Origin of the sequence: Nitrosomonas aestuarii (assembly GCF_003046585.1) — a bacterium.
GTDB lineage: Bacteria > Pseudomonadota > Gammaproteobacteria > Burkholderiales > Nitrosomonadaceae > Nitrosomonas > Nitrosomonas aestuarii.
In genome coordinates this window covers 48,700-65,224 of record NZ_QAAE01000002.1, presented here as the reverse complement: position 1 = coordinate 65,224, position 16,525 = coordinate 48,700, and the positions used below count along the sequence as shown (strand labels likewise).

Sequence of the window (16,525 nt, the reverse complement as noted above, 5' to 3'; positions counted from 1 at the left end):
CTATGCAGCCACTTGTCAACCAATTAACCACGCAGAGCGACCGGGAAGTGGTGCAGTTATTGCAGTTGCTGGTCCAGTCCGATATCGATTATCCGCAGCAGGCGCAAGTGTTAACCGGAGTTGACGAACCGTTACTCAATGTGCAGCAACAGGCCGGCCTCGCCCGTGCGACGCTGGCAGCATTGGCCGAACAAGACCCGCAACAGGCTGAAGCCATACAGGTATTGCTAAATAGCACTGCGCCGCAACGCTTCGACGGTGGCACGGCGGTCTTTACACTTGCAGCTGTGGTGTGGCTGTTACGCACGCATATTAGAATCAAGCGCAAAGAGAACGGTCAATGGACAGTACTGATTGAAAACAAGCCACCGAAAAATTCCTCGCTTGATCAATTGATTGAAAAAATCAAAGCAATCTTTGAGCAGACATCGTAGTGGCAATCATGTAGATGGTGCGGGTTTGCCCAGGAATATGCGTATGAAAAGATATTTGCAGGGTGGACATGTAAAGCGCCGTCCATCGATATGACGTGGTTGCAGTGGGTGGTGTATGATTGTTCCAGCTCACTTTTGCCTGAAATGTCCCGTTGTTTTATCAGACGCGATGCCATGCGAAGACAATAGTCAATTAATGGAATACTGCTATGCACAAAATGAATGCCGAACATTCGAAAACGCAATTAAAAAAACTTGCCTGGCTGCTGGATGATTCGATTCGCATTCCCGGCACGCAACTGCGATTTGGTCTTGATGGGCTGATTGGGTTGATTCCCGGAATTGGAGATGCTGCAGGCGCCATTATTTCGAGCCACATTCTGGTTCAGGCTGCACAAATGGGCGTGCCAAAATCGCTGTTACTGAAAATGGCGTTTAATATCGGTTTGGATGCCGTACTGGGTGCTGTGCCTGTGCTGGGTGATTTGACCGATTTTGTCTGGAAAGCGAATCAACGTAACGTGCAATTAATGAATGATTATTTTGATCGGCCGGGAAAAACTGAATTACACAGCCGCCTTTTTGTTGGTTTTGCGGGATTGATCGTTTTTGGTGTGGTGCTGCTGATCGGTCTGTTAGGATTTCTCCTGGTGCGCTGGTTGTGGTTATCAGTCCAGGGCGGTTGATTTTTTAACCGGATTGCGGATTGGCATTGCGCATTCATGTCTTTGCCGGTGGGGTATTTATGGCGCGCCGGAATGCGCAAAAGAGACGATGACTGCAACTCGGAATCGAGTGCTGTCAAAGCGATTCCGGTTGCAGTAAAGTCTCACTTTTTATCCACTTGGTCCCAGAAGAAACCACAATATCAGGCCAAGCACAGGTAATAACAGAATCAGGACGATCCACAGTACCTTGGTACCTGTACTTGCATGACTTTGTGCTACTTTAACAATAGCCCATACATTCAGAATCAACAATATCAGACCAAAAAAACCACCGACTTCAATGCCCATTTTGTTGCTCCCTAAATTGGTTGAAAATATTTTTTTGTTGATGAAGGTCATATAGTATCGTAGATTTGGCAGATTAATCTAACAGCCCTTCCCGCATGAAAAAATTTCACCAAAATTTTAATTGCTATCAGCCAGATTTATCAAGTGATTATGTGGCTGTCGACTGGGATTTGCCGGAATTGTTCCATACCACGACAATGACAGTTTGAGGTGGAGGTACAGCAAATGTTCGGCTAATGAGCTCCCAAAAACGCTCAGGCAAGTTTTTAGATCCTTAAGGCGGCAAAATTTGCCGGTTTGTTGTCACCGTCCGTCATTCAATAATGGGCCGATCAATCAAAACACAAGGCATCATATCGTATGCAGGCGATCGGCATGATTTTTGCTAATAAATGTTTACGGTATTATCTACGCTGCATTTGCAGCGCAAACTATTCAGGAGCCTGTATGCAAAATAAATTTGATAGCCTGGAGCTCGGCCAGTTCATTCCGCTGCATTACCATTACAATATGTTGAATGACTCTGTCCGAATGAAAGGCTTTAAAGCGGCGATTGATTGGGTGGTCAAGCCCGGCGCGAAGGTTCTGGAGCTGGGCGGGGGTACCGGCGTGCAATCATTTTTTGCAGCACAGAAAGCGCAAAAAGTTTATTGTGTGGAGCGCAATCCTGAACTGGTGACCGCGGCCCGCAATTTTCTTGCAAAAAATACCCATGGCGATAAGGTCGAGGTTATCCAGGCGGATGCCCTGCATTATTTGCCGCCGGAACCGGTCGATGTGGTGATTTGTGAAATGCTGCACACCGGCTTGTTACGCGAAAAGCAACTGCCGGTTATCGACTCGTTTAAAAAGCGTTATCAGGAAAAATTCGGTGGCCCGCTGCCTGTTTTCATACCGGATGCCAGTATTCAGGCGATTCAACCGGTGCAGCAAGACTTTCATTTTGAGGGTTTCTACGCCCCCACGATTTTGTTTCAAGATCCTTGTTCAATTCAGGAAAGCAGCCAACCGCTCGGGAATCCCGAAGTCTTTCAGTCAGTGTCTTATGCTGATCCATTTAATCAGACCTGCCACTGGGATGGAGAAATCATCATGAACGAAAGTGGTCAGCTAAATGCATTACGGCTTATCACCAAGCATATACTGGCTATTAATCTGGAATTGGGCAGCACGGCTGACTGGCATACGCAATACATTATTTTTCCACTTGCTTCGCCGCTTTTTGTTGCCGCGGGTGACCGCATTGCCATACGCTTTAGTTATCAGGGCGGCGCTGCTCTCAATGCGCTGCTGGATTCGCTGCAGGTTCGCCATGTAAACGACTCGAAACATCTGCCGGATGAGAAACTGGATATTGTGTACGCTGGTTCTGTGCAGGATTTGGCAGATGCGGTTCACTCTGCAGGGCACGCGGCTGCCCATCCTAAGGCGCTCAAAAAATAAGGCGCAAAGCACGCCATGTGTTTTGTGCCTGGCAGACACATGTAACGGATTTATACAGATGTGTATATTATTTTAATGATCTGGATTTTAACCTGATATGCTTCAATGATTGTGTGCAAAAAATCCTACGCTCCAAATCAAGCCGATTCCCAGCATGATCAGGGTCACCTGTTGGACAGTCGCGCCGATTTCGGGACGTTTATGCAGGCCGGGGATTAAATCGGAAAGAGCGACATAAATCATGCTTGCTGAAGCTAGGCTTAAAAGCGGCAGGACCAGAAAATCAAGTGCATTCAGCATGAAATAGGCAAGTACGCCGCCAATCAGCGTTGCAAAGCTTGACAACAGATTCATCAGGAAAGCCATGCGGCGTGTATAGCCCGAGTTGAGCAGAATGATAAAGTCGCCGGCCTCCTGCGGGATCTCATGCGCGATAATGGCGATGGAGGTAATGATACCGAGTTGTACATCGACCATAAATGCAGCGGCGATCAGGATACCGTCGACAAAATTATGGAAAGTGTCACCGACCATAATCATCATACCGCTGCGTCCATGATCATGATCGTTATATGAAGGGGCAGTTGTGGTTATGGCATGGGTCGGGTCATGTACTTCGCAGTCTTCCAGGTGACAGTGCCGCCATAACACAAGCTTTTCCAGAATAAAAAACAGTAAAATGCCAAACAACACCAGAATAGTGACTTGCGTGGGATTTTCTGAAAGTTCAAATGCTTCAGGCAGGGTATTGAGAAACGCGGCGCCCAGTAACGCGCCGATCGCAAAGGAAACAAGTTTTGAAACCCATGATGTGCGCGCATTGAGTGCGAGCATGGCGGCGAGCATCAGACTCAGTACCCCACCGATAAAGCTGGCTAAGATGATCCAGGAAAGCGTCGACATAAAGCGAAATCTAATGGAAAGGCGGGATTATACGCTGTTCACATACGGTATGAACATATTTGACCGGTTATGCCGGTTTTTCCAGCCAGATGAGTGCGGCCATGCGGCCGGTTTCGCCGTCGCGCCGGTAAGAAAAAAAACGCGCGGGATCGCTGTAGGTGCATATGCCGCCGCCATAAATTCGGGTGACGCCTGCGCATGCCAGGCGCTGCCGTGCGAGCTCGAAAATATTCGCGAACCATTTTATTTCTGCATGTTCCACCGAATTTCTATTGCTCATGAAAGCCCGTGCTGCATGCGAATCCTGTGATACAAAAGCTGTTCTGACTTCATCACCGACTTCAAAGTGATCCGGCCCGATAGCAGGTCCGAGCCATGCCATCAGTTGATTGCTCTCAATCTGCATGGCGGCGATTGATTGTTCAATGACACCGGTAGCCAGGCCGCGCCAACCGGCATGAACGACGCCAACTGTGGTGCCTGCAGTGTCGCACAAAAAAACCGGCAGACAATCAGCAACCATAATTGCGCAAACTGTGTTGTATTGACGGCTCAGCGCGGCATCGCCTTGTTTGTCCTCAGCAGCGTCTCTTGGCAGCGCACCAGCCTGACCTATCCAGACATGATTGGCGCCATGCACCTGCTGCAGCCATTGCGGATCACCGGGCAAGTGTTTACGCAGCAATGCTCTGTTTATGGCTACATCCCCTGGATGATCGTTGACATGCATGCCCAGGTTCAGTGTTGCATAAGCGCCGTGAAGACCGCTGCTGACGCCGCCGTGACGTGTTGTGAACATTCCCTTGACGTGGGCGGGGGCGGGCCAGTCTGGAATGATAGTGTCAATCATTGGTCAATTTTTAATTAAAAATCATTCAAAATAGATAGTTGTATTTGAATTCTGTTAATAGGGAACGTTTTATCCGGAATTCTGGGTTAAAATAATCGGTTTAGGGTTGAACGCATATGGATTTTTCCAGCAATTTAATAACAAAAGATACCAGTTACGGGTACACGCAATGAATTATATCGAAAAATTAAAGCATTATTTAAAACTACTGTCATTTACACTGTTTTCGGCCATGTTATTTTTACCGGTGGCCGGTAGTTTTGCATATGAACAAAATGCAGCTGGTGCGGTCGCAATAGGTGCGACTGACGATCAGACCGAATTAGTAAAAGCCGCATTTTCCGGCAAAGAGAAAACCGTCAAAGAACTGCTGGATAAGGGCGTGAGTCCGGATCTGCAGAATGAAAAAGGCTTCACCCCGCTGATGGTTGCATCGCAGTACGGCCATCTTGATATTGTCGAAATGCTGCTGGATAAAAATGCGCATCTGGATCTACAGAATACCGGTGGCGCTACGGCATTGATTGTTGCCGCCAAAAATGGCCATGAGGCAGTGGTTAAAGCATTGCTGGCCAAAGGTGCTCAAGTTGATTTGCAGACGACCAACGGTATTTCGGCGCTTATCATTGCCGCACAGGGCGGTTATGAAGGAACTGTTGACGCGCTGCTGGAAAAGGATGCAGATGTCAATCTTCAAACAGAAGAAAAATTGACGGCGCTGATGATTGCGGCACTGGAAGGCGGTGCGTCAATCGTTGATAAACTCCTGGCCAGGGGCGCAATAATCGACATGCAGGCTTCCGACAAAACGACTGCACTTTATATGGCTGCACGTAACGGTCATGCCGCCATTGTACAAGCACTGCTGGCAAAAAATGCACCGGTTGATTTGATTGCGGCCAATCAGACAACGCCATTGCATGTCGCTGCGCAGAACGGTTATGCGGATATCGTCAATGCACTGCTGGCCAAAGGCGCCAATGTCGGTCAGGAAGACCAGAATCAAGCAACTCCGTTGACATTGGCTGCTTTAATAGGTCGCGCAGAAATTGCACAAGCGCTGATTGAGCATGGAGCCAATGTTGATCATAAAGCCAGAAATGGTTTTACGTCGTTAATTCTGGCGGCACAGAACGGACATGTTCCAGTGATGCAGATTTTGCTTGAAAAAGGCGCTCAAATCAATTTGCAAAACGATGATGGTGTGACGCCGCTGATGTGGGCGGCTTTGCATGATCATGCCGAAGCGGTGCAGCTGTTACTTGAACATGATGCCGATCCATCAATCAAAAGTAAAAGCGGTAAGACGGCTGTGGAAATCGCCAAAGACGAAGCGATTATCGCGTTATTGCAATCCGCTGCTGACAATTAATCCCGGCATTTGATCTGATATGTTGTCAAGCTCAGCCAATCGGAAATTTGAAAAATGCCTGGTCTATGCGCATCGTGGTGCGAGCACAGAAGCAATGGAGAACACCCGCGCAGCGTTTGACAAGGCGTTGGACTATGCGATTGACGGGATCGAAACCGATGTGCAGTTAAGCCGTGATGAAGTGGCGGTGCTGTGGCATGATCGTTTTCTCGATAAAATAGGCTTTGCTGACAAACATATCGATGATTTTGATTTCACACAATTAAAAACACTGAATTTTCCACAAGCGGGCAGCGAGGGTATTATGACGCTGCAAACCTTTTTCAACGATTATCGTCAACGCTGCCGTTTGCTGGTCGAGATCAAGAACCGCGATTGGGAATCTGTTTCCCGGCACCAGAAAAAAATGCGGCAGTCGCTCGATTTAATCGGAAAGGTTGCGGATGATCGAATCATGGTGTCTTCATTCAACCTGCCCAGTCTGATTTTTGCGCATCAGCAGGCCGCTTTGTTACCGCTGGTTTACAATCTGGATGATCATCATACCCGCTTAGATGTACAGCAGGCGTTGGTTGATTGTGCCTTTCTATATGGTTTTTGTCTGCCTATCGCCATGCTGGACCAGTCGCTGGTCGATGTGCTGCGCGCGCAGGATAAATGTATTGCAGTCTATACCTGTAACACAGATGAAGAGATCGACAAAGCATTGCAGCTTGATGTAGATATTCTCATCAGTGACGTGCCGCATAAGGCGCTTGAAAAACGCGATGCAATGAAGCGCGGCATATGAAACGCAATCCTTCACCGCTATATAATCAGACGTTTGATCTGCTTGTATGCGGTGGCGGTGTCTACGGTGCATGGACCGCATATGACGCCGCATTGCGGGGATTGAAAGTGGCGCTAATTGATCAAGGTGATTGGGGTAGCGCTACTTCATCGGCTTCCAGCAAGTTGATTCATGGCGGTTTGCGTTATCTGGAGCAGTTCGAATTCAAGCTGGTTCGGAAAACGCTATCGGAACGTGAAATGTTGATGAAAGTCGCGCCGCATCGTGTATGGCCGCTGCGCTTCGGGGTGCCGGTTTATGCGCAGAGTCGTGTTGGACTGCTGCGGATGAAACTTGGCTTAATGTTGTATGATTTTCTGGCCGTTGGACAGCAGGCGGCGAAGCGGCATCGTTTTTTTAATCGTCTTCATTTCGCTGAACGTTTTCCCTGGCTGAACAATCAGTCGCTTAAAGGCGGCTTCACCTATGCCGATGCGCAAACCGATGATGCGCGTCTGGTGCTCGAGCTTGTGAGCGGCGCCATGAAGGCCGGCGCAGTCTGCGTCAATTACTGCAGATTGACAAGCCTGCAGGAAAGCGAGGGGCGGGCAGCGGGCGCAAATATTCACGATGTGTTGACCAATAGCGAATATCAAGTTCACGCGCGGCAGATCGTATATGCGGCAGGCCATTGGGTGGCTGCGGATAGCCACAGTAAAGATGATTGTCTGCTGACACGGGGCATACATTTGATTATGCCGGGTATGCACCAGGATGAAGCCTTGCTGCTCACAGCTCAATCGGATGGGCGTGTGTTTTTTGTGATTCCATGGTATGGACTGACGTTATTGGGCACAACCGATACGCCTTATCTGGGACCGCTAGATCAGGTCAATGTTGAAAAGTCAGAAATTGCATATTTGTTGAGTGCGGTCAATAATTATTTGCAAACGCCATGGACGGAGCAAGATATTATCGGCAGCTTTGCCGGCGTACGAGTACTAAAACAAGACAGGCAAGATGCAGATGGATCATCTGCGGCAGCGCCTTCTTCCGTTAGTCGTGACTGGGTGTTGAAAACAGCTGCCAATGGTGTGCATTACTCAATCGGCGGGAAATTGACATCAGCGCGTCAGGATGCCGCATTGATAGTCGATCAGGTTTGCGCAGAATTGAATATTGATGCACCCTGCGCAACGCAAGGACTTCTATTTCCGTGGACGCCGCTGCATGCGCAGGGAATAGAAGAAAATTTTTCCGATTGGTCGGAAACGATACAGGAACAAGCCGTGCAATCAGGCGTCGATCCCGAAAGCGCAACATGGTTAATCCGTCGTCATGGCTGCAAAGCGGTTGATATACTCCACAGTATCAAACAGCAACCTGCTTTGGCCCATCGTATTATTCCGGCTGCACCGTTCATTGATGCTGACCTGATGCACTGTGCCGCCGAGGAAATGGTGGTGCATCTGGATGATCTGTTGCGCCGGCGCATTCCGCTGTTGATTCTTGCAAAACTAACAGAAGCGGAACTGCGGCAAATCATTACCAAAATTTCCGGGATTCTGAATTGGCATGAAACAAGGTGTGCGCAGGAATTTGCACGTTGCCGCGCATGGCTGCATTCATGATCGCAGTTGCGCTGGATCTGGGTACGACATCAATCAAAGCCGCATTAATGGATCGGCAAGGCGCGCTTTGTTTTATCATCAATCAGCCTGCGCCAGTCATTCGTCAAACAGATGGTCAATATGAAAGCGATGCGCTGCGTTATGCCGAAACTGCCGAGGCGGTTCTGACCGCATGCCTCGCGTGCACCGATCATAAGCCGCCATTAGGGCTTTGCAGTCAACGTTCATCGTTTTTGATCTGGGATAAACAGCGTGGAAATCCAATAACGCCACTGATTTCCTGGCAGGATAACCGGGGTCAGCGTTATCATGATCAAACAGGTAATGCCAAAACGCTGATACCGTCATTAACAGGACTGCGTTTGGCGTCATACTATTATGCGCCCAAGCTCAGCGTTCTACTGCACGATAATCCGCAATGGCGCGAAAAGTTGACACAAGGCGTCTGGCTTACAGGCACGCTGGATGCTTTTTTGATCTGGCGCTGGACGCAGGGACAGCATTTTTGTACAGATGCATCAATGGCGGCACGCACGTTGCTCATGAATATTCATCAGCAGCAATGGTCATCCGTTTTATGTGATCTGTTCAATATTCCTGCTGCTATCCTGCCGCAAATCAAATCGACGACAGGGTTCAATCTGCCTTTGTCAAATGGCGTGGTGCTGCGGGCCAGTGCCGGCGACCAATCAGCCGCGTTTTATGCCAGCGTGATGAACGATCCGTCCAAAGCTTTGGTCAATCTGGGAACAGGCGGATTTGTGATTCGCTATCTGGATGGAAAAACTAAACCGCTTGATGGATTTTTGCAAACACTGGTTTATCAGGACCAGAATTACACCGCTTACATGGCCAGCGAAGGTACGCTGAATTCAATTTCTTCTGCTTTGGCGCCTTATCCATTCTGGGAATGCAATATCGACGACTTTGCCACCAGCAATATTTTGTGTCTTGCTGAACCCAGTGGTCTGGGTGCGCCGTATTTTTGCGGCGATATCGGACTCCGCTTTTCCGAATCAACTGAACATCTAATGCCCAAACAAATTGCCACGCTATTGCTGGAAGCCATTGTTTTCAGAGTGGTGCGTATCCTCGAGGCATATCATCAACAATCGCCACTTTCGCAGGTATACCTTTCAGGCGGGCTGTCAGAGCTGACTTGTCTGCAACAGGGAATTGCGCAATGCGTTCCATTTCCAATACTTCATTTACAGCAAAAAGAAACCAGTCTTTTGGGTGCGGCAATGCTGGCGGCAGGTAATAACAGTCATATTTTTCCATTGATGCACCCAATAGAAATAAAGATAGACCGTAAAAATACTGTATTGAAAGAAAAGTATCGGCAATGGCAGGTTTGGTTGGATGGTTTGCTGTCACAGCAGATGCGAAATTGAACTTGTGCCTATACCCATATAGTTCCTTCTGGTTGCTATTAGCTTGTGCGTTTCATATTGTATATTCAGCAGAATTTATCTTGAAATCTGATGGTTACTTATAAATATACTTTTTTTACGGTATTTCTGTAGGTTTTACATGAATCATGAAAATTAATTCAAGGGGCTGTGTTTACGGAAGTGCATGCGTATGCAACTTTAGTACAATTTATTAGTCTATTGAGTTTGTGCTATAAGTTCCTTTTTATCGGAGTTTCAGAGTATTAGAATAGAAATTGTGAATAAGTCCGTCAATCATCAGCAGATCAAAACAGATGATCGTTATCAGGCAAAAATCATGGCGCCATTTGCTGTCCTGGGGGTATGTACCGAAGAGGATTGGCTGACAGAAATTGATTACCTGCCGTTAAATACATCGCTCATGGCACCCAGTACGCCGTTAGCGAAGGAAGTCTGTGCACAGCTGCAGGCCTATTTATCAGATCCCCGTTATACATTTGATCTTTCACTTCATATCAACGGGACTATTCATCAACGGCGTGTGTGGGAACAAATTCAGGATATTCCCAGCGGTCAAACGTGCAGTTATGCTGATATTGCGGTCAAAATTCATTCTGCACCCAGGGCCGTTGGGCGTGCGTGCGGCGCCAATAAAATTCCGATTGTTATACCCTGCCATCGCATTATTGCAAAAAATGGCGGATTAGGAGGTTTTATGAATGCCAGAGATGGAGAACCATTGGAAATCAAACGATGGTTGTTGCAGCATGAGAGTATCTGAACAAAACGCCGCGATACTTGATGAGTTTTTTGATGCACTATGGCTGGAAGACGGTCTTTCACGCAATACGCTGCAAAGTTATCGCAACGACTTGCAGCTGTTTGCAGACTGGCTCAGCAAGCAGAGCCAAAAGAGCCGTGAAACGCTCATTGATGCAACCCATCCGGATTTGCTTGAATTTCTGGCTTCCAGGGTATCTGCCAAAGTAAAAGCCAGCACTACCAGCCGCGAACTGTCGAGTCTGAAACGTTTTTATCGCTATTTACTGCGTCAGGGAAAAATAACAACTGACCCCAGTCTGAATATTGAGACGCCTAAATTACTTCGCAATCTACCCGAGAGCTTGACGGAAACGGAGGTCGAGCTGCTTTTGAATGCGCCCGATCTAAGCAGTTCTCTGGGTTTGCGTGACCGGGCCATGCTGGAAGTTTTGTATGCAAGTGGATTGCGTGTTTCGGAACTTATCAATTTGAAATATTCGCAAGTCAGCCAGGATATGGGCGTGGTCCGGGTAATGGGAAAGGGCAGGAAAGAACGCCTGACGCCGCTCGGCGAAGAGTCGCTCGATTGGTTGAGTCGCTATACCCGGCAATCCCGTCCTTTGTTGCTTCAGGGAATTGTGACGGATACCGTTTTTGTGACATCGCGTGGCGGTGCAATGACCCGCCAGGCCTTCTGGTACCTGATTAAGCGCCATGCCCAAACCGTGGGTATCAAAAAGCATCTGTCGCCACACACGCTCCGGCATGCTTTTGCGACGCATCTGCTGAATCATGGTGCTGATTTGCGCGTAGTGCAGCTATTATTAGGCCATGCAGATATTTCGACTACACAAATTTATACCCATATAGCCAGTGAGCGCTTGAAGCAGCTGCATAGCAAGCATCATCCTAGAGGGTGACGGACCCATGAATGGTTTATAAGGCTGTTAATCCTCCCGGCGTAGTTGAGGAAACAAAATAACATCACGAATGCTCGGACTGTCCGTAAAAAGCATTATCAGACGGTCTATGCCGATGCCTTCCCCTGCTGTGGGCGGCAAACCGTATTCCAGAGCGCGAATATAATCGGCATCATAATGCATGGCTTCGGCATCGCCAGCATCTTTTGCTTTAGCTTGCTCTTGAAAACGCTCCGCTTGATCCTCAGGATCATTTAACTCTGAGAATCCGTTTGCGATTTCGCGTCCTGCAATGTACAGTTCGAATCGATCGGTGATTGCGATGTTATGATCATTGCGCCGAGCCAGCGGCGAAACTTCAGCGGGGTAATCGACGATGAACGTGGGTTCAAACAATAAGTGTTCGGTCGTTTCGTCAAAAAGCGATAACTGCAAACCACCGATGCCGTCACTGGGGTTGTAGTGGATACCCAGCTTAGTCAATCGATTGACTAGATAATCACGGTCAGAAAGCTGATCCTCGGTGTATTCCGGGTGAAATTTCATAATGGCCTGCGTAATGGTCATGCGCATAAACGGTTTACTGAAATCAATCTTGCGTTCCTGGTAGGTCATCACGGCGGTACCCAATACGGTTTGCGAGACATATCTGAGCAGTTCCTCTGTGAAACCCATCAAATAATTGAAATCCTGATACGCTTCATAAAATTCCAGCATGGTGAATTCCGGATTGTGCCGGGTGGAGATACCTTCATTTCTGAAATTACGATTAATTTCAAATACTTTTTCCATGCCGCCGACTACCAGTCGTTTGAGATAAAGCTCGGGCGCAATGCGTAAAAACAACTTCATATCCAGTGCATTATGATGCGTGGAAAACGGACGGGCGGTAGCACCTCCTGGAATCGGGTGCATCATGGGTGTCTCGACCTCGAGATAATCACGCGCAACAAAAAAGTTTCGCATGGACTGAATAATCTTCGACCGCAGCGTGAAAACTTTGCGCGCCTCCTCATTGGTAATCAGATCCAGATAACGCTGGCGGTATTTTTGTTCCTGATCCGTCAGGCCATGAAATTTTTCCGGCAATGGGCGCAGCGATTTTGTCAGTAACTGCAAGCCGGTAACACGTATGGATAACTCACCTGTTTTGGTTTTAAACAGTACGCCTTCAGCGCCGAGAATATCACCCAGATCATAATGTTTAAATGCCGTATGTGCCGCTTCTCCGGTATGGTCGTTGGAAATATATAACTGAATGCGTCCGCTCATATCCTGAATAGTAGCGAAACTTGCCTTACCCATCACACGCTTGAGCACCATGCGCCCTGCGACTTTAGCAGTTGCAGGCGTCTCGGTCAGTGTTTCCTTGGATTGTTCACCATAATGTGCGTGTAACGCAGCAGCCAGATTTTCGCGCCGAAAAGTATTTGGAAAAGCATTGCCGTCCTGTCGCAGTGCCGCAAGCTTGGCGCGGCGCTCGGCAATAATCTGATTTTCATCTTGTTGGGGCGAAGCAGATGGGTTTTCCTGGGTCATGTTTTGTTTGTTATGCAAATTAAGAGATGTTGTTTGTCGTTTTAGTTTTTTATTGGAATAGTAAACGTTTATTGGTCGCTTATTATACGCACTAAGACCGTCTTTTCGTAATCTCGGTATTAACAGGCCATTGAAAAACGTTTTTGAGGCGGGCAATACACGATAAAAACAGATGATAAAATTATTGCAGGCGAATTTTAAGCTTGTTTTTAACGCCGGAGCGGTAAGGCAATAGTTTTCCAACAGTCTGTTGATGCAGTCTAACGTAAGCAGTATTGTCATTCATTACATGTGTGGATAATCACAATAACCCCATGGCAAAACTGATTAGTTACGCATGATGACTGGCTAAGTGAAGAATCTGGATAGCTGCGTAAGCTTTGATGGGACAGGTGGTCATTATAGGCACAGGGTTTGGATACTCGTGGGGCTGGTGCCGGGGACTTATGGTCAAGCAATAATTTCGGATCAATCCTGGGTGCCGGCAAACACTGGTGTATCGATGAAGTTCGCGTTGATCTATGTGTTTTTAACTGAAATTTGATGGCCACCTCTATTCGATTGATCAGTTGCAGATTTATGGATGATATACTCTGCAAAAAATACAGAACCTCGATCAATTGAAAAATTTAAATTTTAAAAGTATTGTTGTATTCCTTCTGGGTGTTTTGACCGTATCCGGTTTTGCGCCTTTTTACTGGTTTCCTGTTCCAGTACTGGCACTGACGGTGCTGTTTTTTTTCTGGCGCAACAGTCTGAAAACCGCGCATGCCGCCTGGCTAGGTTTTTCATATGGGATGGGATTATTCAGTGCCGGTGTTACCTGGCTTTATGTGAGTCTGCACGATTTTGGCGCCATGCCCCCGGCGCTTGCGGTATTTGCGCTGTTAATACTTTGTGCCTATTTATCATTATTTCCGGCTGCATGTGGCTGGCTGGCCGCCTGTATGCGTCCGGCTTCATCCTATGTCTGGGCAGGTGTTGCGGCATCCGGCTGGATGCTGATGGAATGGCTGCGCGGCACTTTGTTTACCGGTTTTCCATGGCTCGCACTCGGCTATTCACAGGCGCCTGTCAGTCCGCTGGCCGGGTTTGCACCTGTTGTCGGAGTCTACGGTATTTCACTGATAATGGCATTAAGTGCCGCCTTGCTTTGTTTCTGGTTTGAAAAAGGCATGGCTGCCTGGCGGTTTGGTGCGCTTGCGGGCCTGATATGGTTAAGCGGACTGGGTCTGCAATTCGTCAGTTGGACCAAGCCGGCCGGTGAACCGGTTAGTGTCAGTCTGTTGCAGGGTAATATCGAACAGGACCTGAAGTGGCGCGAAGATCATGTAGAGAAAACCATGCGAACCTACGCTGAATTGATACTGGAAAGCGAGAGCCGTCTGATCGTAACACCCGAAATTTCGATACCGCTTTTTAATGACGCCGTGCCGCCTGCTTATCTGGCTTATCTGGCGGATCACGCCAGAAAAAATAACGGCGACGTGCTGATCGGTCTGGCTGAGCATGCAACAAACGCCAATGACGCCTATTACAACAGCATGTTCAGTTTTGGGACATCGCCGGAACAGGTTTACCGAAAACATCATTTGGTGCCGTTTGGGGAGTTTATTCCATTCAAACCTGTTTTTGGATGGATCATCAATGTACTGCAAATTCCTTTGTCAGATTTCTCACGTGGCAGCACGGATCAGCAGCCAATGCAACTGGCCGGACAACAGGTTGCGGTCAATATTTGTTATGAGGATGTATTTGGTGAAGAGATCATCAATCAGCTGCCGCAGGCAACACTGTTGGTAAATGTAAGTAATGACGCCTGGTTCGGACGCTCTATCGGGCCGCATCAGCATTTGCAGATATCACAAATGCGTGCATTGGAGACCGGACGCTATATGCTGCGGTCCACCAATACCGGGGTGACGGCCATCATCAATGAGCGTGGCCAAGTGCTGGAACAAATCGAAGTTTTCACTACAACCGGTCTGCATGGACAGGCACAAGGTTTTTCCGGTGCCACGCCTTATGTCAGAGTGGGAAATTATCTTGTATTAGGGCTGGCAGGCATTCTCTTATTCATAGGAATTATTTCAAGCATTCGCACAGTACGCAGGACGTAAATTCCAATTTTTTTGCGTCGGTGCCGCCAATGATTTTTGTCTCATGGGTTAACCCGTCACTATGCTGATGTATGAAGCGATGAACTGCGCTTTGTTAGCGCACATCGCTAATTGTGTAGTGCCTGCAATTTAGTGAGAAAAGTCAGATAATCGGGTCGCATACCAGTATATTTTCTTTTTTTTGATGGCGTAACTGTCATTTGCGGAGCAGGCAAATAGTTCGTTTAAAACATCTGAATCGGCAAATTTTGTTCTGAGCTGGTTGAGCACCAGCGCTTGCAGCTCACCGCTGATCCATGCTTCTACCGGTAATGCCCAAATTCTATCTCTGGCAAATGCCTGGCACTGCAAGGCGTCTTCTTCAGGCATGATGACTGCCTCTGCATGCAAATCGTAAAAATCCTGTTCTACAAATCGATGGTCTTCAGCAACAGTATGCAGATCGCTCTGAAGCCCGGTCTGTAGCAATTGATCAAAAAACCATTGTGAGTTTTCGTAACTGGCAATGGCGTACAGTTTCCTGTTTTTCAGGATAGTAATCGGATGACGGATGTCGGGCTTGGATAAATTATAAATCGTTTCCCCGACCAGCTTCATAAAATATGTCGGTGCCCATTCTCGGGTGTCATAATGATACTTTTGTGAGCCATTAATTACGACCGCATCCACGTTGTGTAAACGCCTGATGCTTGTACGTAATGGACCTGCAGGCAACAGCAAGCCATTGCCGAAGCTGGATTCACTGAAGTCAGCGACAGCAATCTCAAAATCACGTTCCAGGCGTGGATGTTGCAGCCCGGTAGTGCAAATAATAACGTTACATTCGGGGCTTGCTTTCAGTAATGCCTGAGCCACATCGGCGGGGTCGCCGCCGACCCACACCGGACAGATATTTTCAAAACGCTGTGCCATGAGTAACGCTTTACCGCGCACGGTTGTCGGATCACTGTTTTTTGTTACCGCTTCAGGATTGCCCGGATTATCCAGATTGCCACGTGTAACAATGCCTGGACGTAAACCGCGTGTCTGCAGCATATCGACAAGCCATAATATTAGTGGCGTTTTGCCGCCATCTTTGGTAGTTATGCTGTCCACCACAATTACGGGTACGGGTAATTTGACGGTTGGAAAAAAGTCCAGCCAGTAACATAATTTGCGTATACGCATGAATAAACCGAACAATAGACTGAGTGGCCAAAGCAAAATATGTAAGGGTGTAATACGGTGCCAATATAATTCGGATAGTTTCATAGCGCCCCTCTGTTCAGTAGTAAATATTACGACTTTAATAATATTCTAAGAAATAAATCGAATAAAATTCTCACATGGTATTTGTGAAAAATGCAAGCCCCATCTTTCATGTAAATTAATA

At 47.6% G+C, this 16,525-nt stretch carries 15 protein-coding genes; 10 read left to right on the top strand and 5 right to left on the bottom strand.

All coding sequences use genetic code 11. From position 1 onward, the window contains the following. The first annotated feature begins 2 nt into the window (after positions 1-2). Positions 3-434, top strand: coding sequence for a hypothetical protein (locus C8R11_RS01930; protein ID WP_107794235.1), 432 nt, complete (start codon positions 3-5; stop codon positions 432-434). Between the two features lie 209 nt (positions 435-643). After that, complete coding sequence (locus C8R11_RS01925) at positions 644-1,120, top strand: DUF4112 domain-containing protein (RefSeq protein ID WP_107794234.1); 477 nt, start codon at positions 644-646, stop codon at positions 1,118-1,120. Between the two features lie 150 nt (positions 1,121-1,270). Here C8R11_RS01925 and C8R11_RS01920 read toward each other — a convergent pair whose 3' ends face one another. Further along, positions 1,271-1,450: a PLDc N-terminal domain-containing protein gene (locus C8R11_RS01920; protein ID WP_090696549.1), complete on the bottom strand. Its 180-nt coding sequence runs from the start codon at positions 1,448-1,450 to the stop codon at positions 1,271-1,273. Between the two features lie 447 nt (positions 1,451-1,897). On the opposite strand from C8R11_RS01920, the gene C8R11_RS01915 reads away from it, so the two are divergent. After that, positions 1,898-2,893 carry a class I SAM-dependent methyltransferase gene (locus C8R11_RS01915; protein WP_107794420.1) on the top strand — a complete coding sequence of 332 codons (996 nt, stop codon included), beginning with the start codon at positions 1,898-1,900 and terminating at the stop codon, positions 2,891-2,893. Positions 2,894-2,995: 102 nt separating this feature from the next. On the opposite strand, the gene C8R11_RS01910 is transcribed toward C8R11_RS01915, so the two are convergent. Next, a complete protein-coding gene (locus tag C8R11_RS01910) occupies positions 2,996-3,796 on the bottom strand; it encodes a ZIP family metal transporter (protein WP_107794233.1) in 801 nt (266 codons plus the stop codon). A gap of 67 nt (positions 3,797-3,863) precedes the next feature. Then, complete coding sequence (gene pgeF, locus C8R11_RS01905; RefSeq protein ID WP_107794232.1) at positions 3,864-4,646, bottom strand: peptidoglycan editing factor PgeF; 783 nt, start codon at positions 4,644-4,646, stop codon at positions 3,864-3,866. Between the two features lie 169 nt (positions 4,647-4,815). On the opposite strand from pgeF, the gene C8R11_RS01900 reads away from it, so the two are divergent. The 6 genes from C8R11_RS01900 to xerD all read left to right on the top strand — a co-directional run bounded on the left by C8R11_RS01900 (position 4,816) and on the right by xerD (position 11,494). After that, the gene (locus C8R11_RS01900) at positions 4,816-6,018 is read left to right on the top strand and encodes an ankyrin repeat domain-containing protein (protein ID WP_107794231.1); all 1,203 of its coding nucleotides are present in this window, start codon (positions 4,816-4,818) and stop codon (positions 6,016-6,018) included. Positions 6,019-6,037: 19 nt separating this feature from the next. Then, the gene (locus C8R11_RS01895) at positions 6,038-6,808 is read left to right on the top strand and encodes a glycerophosphodiester phosphodiesterase (protein WP_107794230.1); all 771 of its coding nucleotides are present in this window, start codon (positions 6,038-6,040) and stop codon (positions 6,806-6,808) included. Next, a complete protein-coding gene (locus C8R11_RS01890) occupies positions 6,805-8,418 on the top strand; it encodes a glycerol-3-phosphate dehydrogenase/oxidase (protein ID WP_107794229.1) in 1,614 nt (537 codons plus the stop codon). Before C8R11_RS01895 ends, C8R11_RS01890 begins: the two co-directional genes overlap by 4 nt. Beyond that, on the top strand, positions 8,373-9,812 hold the full coding sequence (locus C8R11_RS01885) for an FGGY family carbohydrate kinase (protein WP_244907512.1): 1,440 nt from the start codon (positions 8,373-8,375) through the stop codon (positions 9,810-9,812). Before C8R11_RS01890 ends, C8R11_RS01885 begins: the two co-directional genes overlap by 46 nt. Positions 9,813-10,089: 277 nt before the next feature. Next, a complete protein-coding gene (locus C8R11_RS01880) occupies positions 10,090-10,593 on the top strand; it encodes a methylated-DNA--[protein]-cysteine S-methyltransferase (RefSeq protein ID WP_244907511.1) in 504 nt (167 codons plus the stop codon). After that, a complete protein-coding gene (gene xerD, locus C8R11_RS01875) occupies positions 10,580-11,494 on the top strand; it encodes a site-specific tyrosine recombinase XerD (protein WP_090696559.1) in 915 nt (304 codons plus the stop codon). Before C8R11_RS01880 ends, xerD begins: the two co-directional genes overlap by 14 nt. 27 nt (positions 11,495-11,521) lie before the next feature. Here xerD and lysS read toward each other — a convergent pair whose 3' ends face one another. After that, a complete protein-coding gene (gene lysS / locus C8R11_RS01870; protein WP_107794417.1) occupies positions 11,522-13,033 on the bottom strand; it encodes a lysine--tRNA ligase in 1,512 nt (503 codons plus the stop codon). 620 nt (positions 13,034-13,653) lie between these two features. Between lysS and lnt the strand changes: the two genes are divergently transcribed. Continuing rightward, on the top strand, positions 13,654-15,153 hold the full coding sequence (lnt, locus tag C8R11_RS01865) for an apolipoprotein N-acyltransferase (RefSeq protein WP_107794228.1): 1,500 nt from the start codon (positions 13,654-13,656) through the stop codon (positions 15,151-15,153). Between the two features lie 129 nt (positions 15,154-15,282). Here lnt and lpxK read toward each other — a convergent pair whose 3' ends face one another. Next, complete coding sequence (lpxK, locus tag C8R11_RS01860; protein ID WP_107794227.1) at positions 15,283-16,404, bottom strand: tetraacyldisaccharide 4'-kinase; 1,122 nt, start codon at positions 16,402-16,404, stop codon at positions 15,283-15,285. Positions 16,405-16,525 lie beyond the last annotated feature (121 nt).

Coding starts and splice junctions, on each gene's coding strand:
- C8R11_RS01930 (WP_107794235.1), top strand. CDS start 3: ATGCAGCCACTTGTCAACCAATTAACCACGCAGAGCGACCGGGAAGTG.
- C8R11_RS01925 (WP_107794234.1), top strand. CDS start 644: ATGCACAAAATGAATGCCGAACATTCGAAAACGCAATTAAAAAAACTT.
- C8R11_RS01920 (WP_090696549.1), bottom strand. CDS start 1,450: ATGGGCATTGAAGTCGGTGGTTTTTTTGGTCTGATATTGTTGATTCTG.
- C8R11_RS01915 (WP_107794420.1), top strand. CDS start 1,898: ATGCAAAATAAATTTGATAGCCTGGAGCTCGGCCAGTTCATTCCGCTG.
- C8R11_RS01910 (WP_107794233.1), bottom strand. CDS start 3,796: ATGTCGACGCTTTCCTGGATCATCTTAGCCAGCTTTATCGGTGGGGTA.
- pgeF (WP_107794232.1), bottom strand. CDS start 4,646: ATGATTGACACTATCATTCCAGACTGGCCCGCCCCCGCCCACGTCAAG.
- C8R11_RS01900 (WP_107794231.1), top strand. CDS start 4,816: ATGAATTATATCGAAAAATTAAAGCATTATTTAAAACTACTGTCATTT.
- C8R11_RS01895 (WP_107794230.1), top strand. CDS start 6,038: ATGTTGTCAAGCTCAGCCAATCGGAAATTTGAAAAATGCCTGGTCTAT.
- C8R11_RS01890 (WP_107794229.1), top strand. CDS start 6,805: ATGAAACGCAATCCTTCACCGCTATATAATCAGACGTTTGATCTGCTT.
- xerD (WP_090696559.1), top strand. CDS start 10,580: ATGAGAGTATCTGAACAAAACGCCGCGATACTTGATGAGTTTTTTGAT.
- lysS (WP_107794417.1), bottom strand. CDS start 13,033: ATGACCCAGGAAAACCCATCTGCTTCGCCCCAACAAGATGAAAATCAG.
- lpxK (WP_107794227.1), bottom strand. CDS start 16,404: ATGAAACTATCCGAATTATATTGGCACCGTATTACACCCTTACATATT.